Genomic DNA, 4354 nt, shown 5'->3' with positions numbered 1-4354 from the left:
AGGCCAGGTTGCACTGGAACGGACTCGTCTCGTGGTCGATGTCCTGTCCCCACGACAGGATCCCGGCCTGGATCCTGCGCTGGTGGCCCGGCGCAATGACCATCAGTTGGTGCCTGTCCCCTCTGTCAAGCACCGCGCGCCACAGCTTCTCGGCGTGCAGCGTGGCGTCGCGAAGATAGATCTCATACCCCTTCTCGCCTGAGAACCCGGACTGGGAGACCACGACGGAACACCCCGCGATCTGCGCCTCGAGAATTCCGTAGTAGGGGATGTCCCGGATGCCCGCGCCCACCAGGTCGGTCATGAGATCGAGCGACTTCGGTCCCTGGATCTGCAAGGGACAGACGTCGATCTCGTCGATCTCCACCTCCATCCGAAGCCCGACGTTCACGCCCTGGAGCCAGTACAGGAGGTCGGAATCGGCAAGCGAGAACCAGAACTCGTCCCTGGAGAGCCGCAGCAGCACCGGGTCGTTGAGAATGCCGCCCTTCTCGTTGCAGACGATGACGTACTTCGCGTGCATCGGCTCGATGCGCGTCGCGTCCCGGGTGATCACGTAGTCGGTGAACCGTTCCGCATCCGGCCCCTTGACGCGGATCTGCCGCTCCACCGCGACGTTCCACAGCGTGACGTCCCGGGTCAGCGCCTCGTGCTCCGCCGCCGCGCCGCCGTCCTCGGGCCGCACGTAGCCGCGGGGGTGGTAGATGCGGTTGTACACGGTGGCCCGCCAGCAGCCCGCTTCATGCGACAGATGCCAATAGGGGGACTTCCGGACCCGGGTGGAAATGAGCAGCTCGGTCGGCGTGCGGCCGCTCTGGCGAAGGTTGATCGGGACGATCCTGTCGGACTGGTCCACGCTGATCGGTTGATGCATGGTCGATCCCCTCAATCCGTTGTGACCGGCCCGGAACATGCACTGCAGCAACGGCTCCGGGCATCCGTGCGTTGAGCCTCCAACGCACGTGAACGATTCCCGGCATTAGGTGCGCTTTTCCTGCGCCTGTCAAGCAGCGGGCCCGGGCAGGCGTCCTTGACAAGGCCCTGCGCCTTCAATCACGCTGGAACTAAAGGAAGCCTGCTCAGGAGAGTGGCAAACATGCAAAAAATGGCACAGGTGAGCGGTCCCACGGTGAGCTTCACGAGTATGGCGGACGGCACCCGCGAGGATTACGAGTTGCTCGGGCGCCACGAGAAGGAGTTCGCCGCCGGCACCGCGGACCGGGTGTTGGCGTATCTTCGCGAGTTGTCCGGTTCGCTCGCCGGCTACCAGGTCGACCGGCTGGAGCATTCTCTGCAGACCGCGACCCGCGCCTACCGCGACGACGCGGACGAGGAACTGGTGGTGGCGGCGCTCCTGCACGACATCGACGACATGCTGGCCCCGCACAGCCACGGCGAGCTGTCCGCGCTGCTGCTGCGCCCTTACGTGACCGAGCGAACGTACTGGATCGTCCGGCACCACGGCCTTTTCCAGCTCTACTACTACGCCCACCACGTGGGCGGCAACCGCAACGCGCGCGACAAGTACCGCGATCATCCCTGGTATCGGGACGCCGTGGACTTCTGTCACCGCTGGGACCAGTGCGCGTTCGATCCCGACTACGATTCGCTGCCGCTGGAGTTCTTCGAGCCGATGGTGCGCCGCTTGTTCGCGCGCAAACCGTTCAGCCTGGCGCCGAGGAAGCGTTCCTGACCACGGCCGCGCCTGTAACCGGGCGGCGCCAGGATGTCCGCCACGGGCTCTTGGCCCGTCAGTGTCCGGCGATGATGTCCTGAAGCTTCTGGCCCTTTTCTTTCCAGAAGGAGTAGAGGATCCCCAGGTCGCCGCCCATGATGAAGTGGCGCACGCCCATGTCCAGGTATTGGCGGGCGTCTTCGGGTGAATGGATTCCGACCTTCGGCTGAACTCCCATTTTGAGGGAGGTTCGGATCACCCGGTTCTTGGCCGCCGTGACTGCGGGATCCTCCCATTGCCCCGGCTTGCCGATGTTCAGGGAGAAATCGGCGGCGCCGAACTGGACCATGTCGATTCCCTCCACATCCAGAATGGCCTCCAGGTTGTCCACCGCCGATTTCTTCTCGATCATGAGGGCCACGACCGAGTTCTCCAGAATGCTCACGTAGTTGGCCGGACCGTCCAGGAAGTAGCGGGCCACGCGACGGTCTCCATAGCCCTGATGCCCCACCGATCCCGGGGTCTCGGCCTTCATGGCGGCGACGCACTGACGGGCTTCCTCGGGCGTTCGGACGTCGGCGAAGAGGACGTTCTGGATGCCGGCGCCGATCGCCCGGGCGGCCATGAAGGTCCTCGGCTCCTGGTCGATCTTGATCATGGCGGACAGATGGGGGAACAGTTCCGTGACACGGGCGAAGTGGTCCATCCAGTGCAGGTCGTAGGGGACGTATTCGGCCTCGAACTCCACGTAGTCGATGGTGCCGGCGTGTCCCAGCATCTCCACCACGTCGGGCGAGGAGGTGTAAATGTTGGTGGACACCGTGGTCTCACCGGCGTCGAGCTTCTGGCGCAGTCGGTTGGGTTTCATTTTTGTCTCCTTTTTCCGTGAGCAAGGGTGACAGAATGATCTGTCATTATGGTTGCCGCTCTTCAGCAGACTGGATGGAAACGGGCCATGTCTTCCGCACCCATTCGAGGCCGCGGTGCCGCCGGGAATCCGGCCAACCGTTTCGAGCCGATCCACTACGTTTCCGACAGGGAAGATGAAGAGACTCACCCCGATACCCGTCTCTACAAGGACACCAGCCGGACCATCCTGGCCCGGAACCAGAGCCCGGACGTGGGTTTCGAATTCAGCGTGAACCCCTACCGGGGCTGCGAGCACGGATGCGTCTACTGCTACGCACGTCCTTACCACGAGTATCTGGGGTTCTCGGCCGGTCTGGACTTCGAGACCCGGATCCTGGTCAAGGAAGACGCCCCGCAGTTGCTGCGGCAGGAACTCAGATCCCCCAAATGGGAGCCCCAGACCATCGCCATCAGCGGGGTCACCGACGCCTACCAGCCGGCGGAACGCCGCTTGGGGATCACCCGGGCTTGTCTGGAAGTCCTGGTGGAGTTCGGCAATCCGGCGGCCGTCGTCACCAAGAACCATCTGGTGACCCGGGACGCCGACCTGCTTTCGGAACTGGCGGCGAAGGACGCGGCGTCGGTAAACCTGTCGATCACCACACTGGATGCCAAGCTTCAGAGGACGATGGAGCCCCGGGCGTCCACACCGTCGGCCCGGTTGGCGGCGGTTCGAGAACTATCGGAGCAGGGAATTCCGGTCCGGGTGATGGTGGGGCCCGTCATCCCCGGTCTCACGGAGCATGAGATTCCGTCGATTCTGGAGGCGGCCTCCGAGGCGGGAGCCGTCGCGGCATCTTACATCCTGCTGCGGCTTCCCTATGGAGTGAAGAATCTCTTCGAGTCCTGGTTGGAACGGTGCTATCCCGACAGGAAGAAGCGGGTCCTCAACCGGATCCGGGAGACACGGGGAGGGAATCTCTACTCCTCCGAGTTTCACGAGCGAATGAAGGGCACCGGTGTCTACGCCCGCCAGATCAGAGAACTGTTTCAGGTCACCTGCCGCCGGCTGGGGCTCAACCGGAAATCCATGGCCCTGTCGGCGGCCGCGTTTCGCCGCCCTGGAGAGAAGCGGCAGTTGGACCTGTTTGCCGGTTAGAACAACCCTGCGTCCCGCCATACGGTTGAGAAGTCCGCACGATACCGAGAAGTGACCATCACCGGGTCACGGCGTCATCACGGCGATGCCAGGAAGGCGAAAGCGTTCGAAGTCGGAAACATTGTAGGTGAGTATCCGGTTCGTGGATGCCTTTTGTGCACACTGCGCCAGTGCATCGTAGATCGCACCGCTTGCGAGTCCTAGTTTGGCAACCTGCCGAAGAACGCTATGGTAGTCATCGACGGTGAGTTCGATCACCGTCAAGCGCTCAGAGAGGCTTTCCTGGACCAAAGCTCGCGCCTCGCCAGGCAGGACGCGCGTCGGCAACGGCAGGGCAGTCAGCGTCGCATAACACTCAGCCAAAGTATGGGTGGAGCAGAACCCCTGGTGCCTTCCACTGGTATACCGGTGAAGAGCGCCGAAGGCGGCCTCGTGATTCCCAAGCTGGTCGACCACTGCAGTAACGAGTACCGAGCCATCGAACAACGTGCGTATCAATCCGCGACCTCCGGCGGCGTACGCCGACCTCGTGCGTCTCGTTCGGCGCGGATGAACTCCGTGATGTCGAGGGTCGTTCGAGCGGTACCGTGATGAACCAGGATACCTTTCTTGCGAACTAATGCCGGCGCGTTGCCGATCTTGCGCAGCCTCAGGCCGTTCGCAGTGGCTTC

Annotated in this window: 5 protein-coding genes; 2 read left to right on the top strand and 3 right to left on the bottom strand. The window is 63.2% G+C overall.

Annotated features, from left to right (window positions below; translation table 11 throughout):
• Positions 1-874 (bottom strand): aminomethyl transferase family protein (locus OXT71_00915; GenBank protein ID MDE2924944.1); only part of this gene is annotated, 874 nt, incomplete at its 3' end.
• Between the two features lie 222 nt (positions 875-1096).
• Between OXT71_00915 and OXT71_00910 the strand changes: the two genes are divergently transcribed.
• Positions 1097-1693: an HD domain-containing protein gene (locus OXT71_00910; protein MDE2924943.1), complete on the top strand. Its 597-nt coding sequence runs from the start codon at positions 1097-1099 to the stop codon at positions 1691-1693.
• Positions 1694-1751: 58 nt separating this feature from the next.
• Here the strand turns inward: OXT71_00910 and OXT71_00905 are convergent, their stop codons facing one another.
• Positions 1752-2543: an aldolase/citrate lyase family protein gene (locus tag OXT71_00905; GenBank protein ID MDE2924942.1), complete on the bottom strand. Its 792-nt coding sequence runs from the start codon at positions 2541-2543 to the stop codon at positions 1752-1754.
• Between the two features lie 87 nt (positions 2544-2630).
• Between OXT71_00905 and OXT71_00900 the strand changes: the two genes are divergently transcribed.
• Positions 2631-3683: a PA0069 family radical SAM protein gene (locus OXT71_00900; GenBank protein MDE2924941.1), complete on the top strand. Its 1053-nt coding sequence runs from the start codon at positions 2631-2633 to the stop codon at positions 3681-3683.
• Between the two features lie 66 nt (positions 3684-3749).
• On the opposite strand, the gene OXT71_00895 is transcribed toward OXT71_00900, so the two are convergent.
• Entirely contained in the window at positions 3750-4181 is a 432-nt protein-coding gene (locus tag OXT71_00895; protein MDE2924940.1) for a VapC toxin family PIN domain ribonuclease, read from the bottom strand.
• Positions 4182-4354 lie beyond the last annotated feature (173 nt).

It is taken from the genome of Acidobacteriota bacterium, from assembly GCA_028874215.1.
In the GTDB taxonomy this organism is placed as follows: Bacteria; Acidobacteriota; UBA6911; order RPQK01; family JAJDTT01; genus JAJDTT01.
Note: the sequence above shows the minus strand (reverse complement) of the source record. Positions and strands in the feature narration are given on the sequence as shown.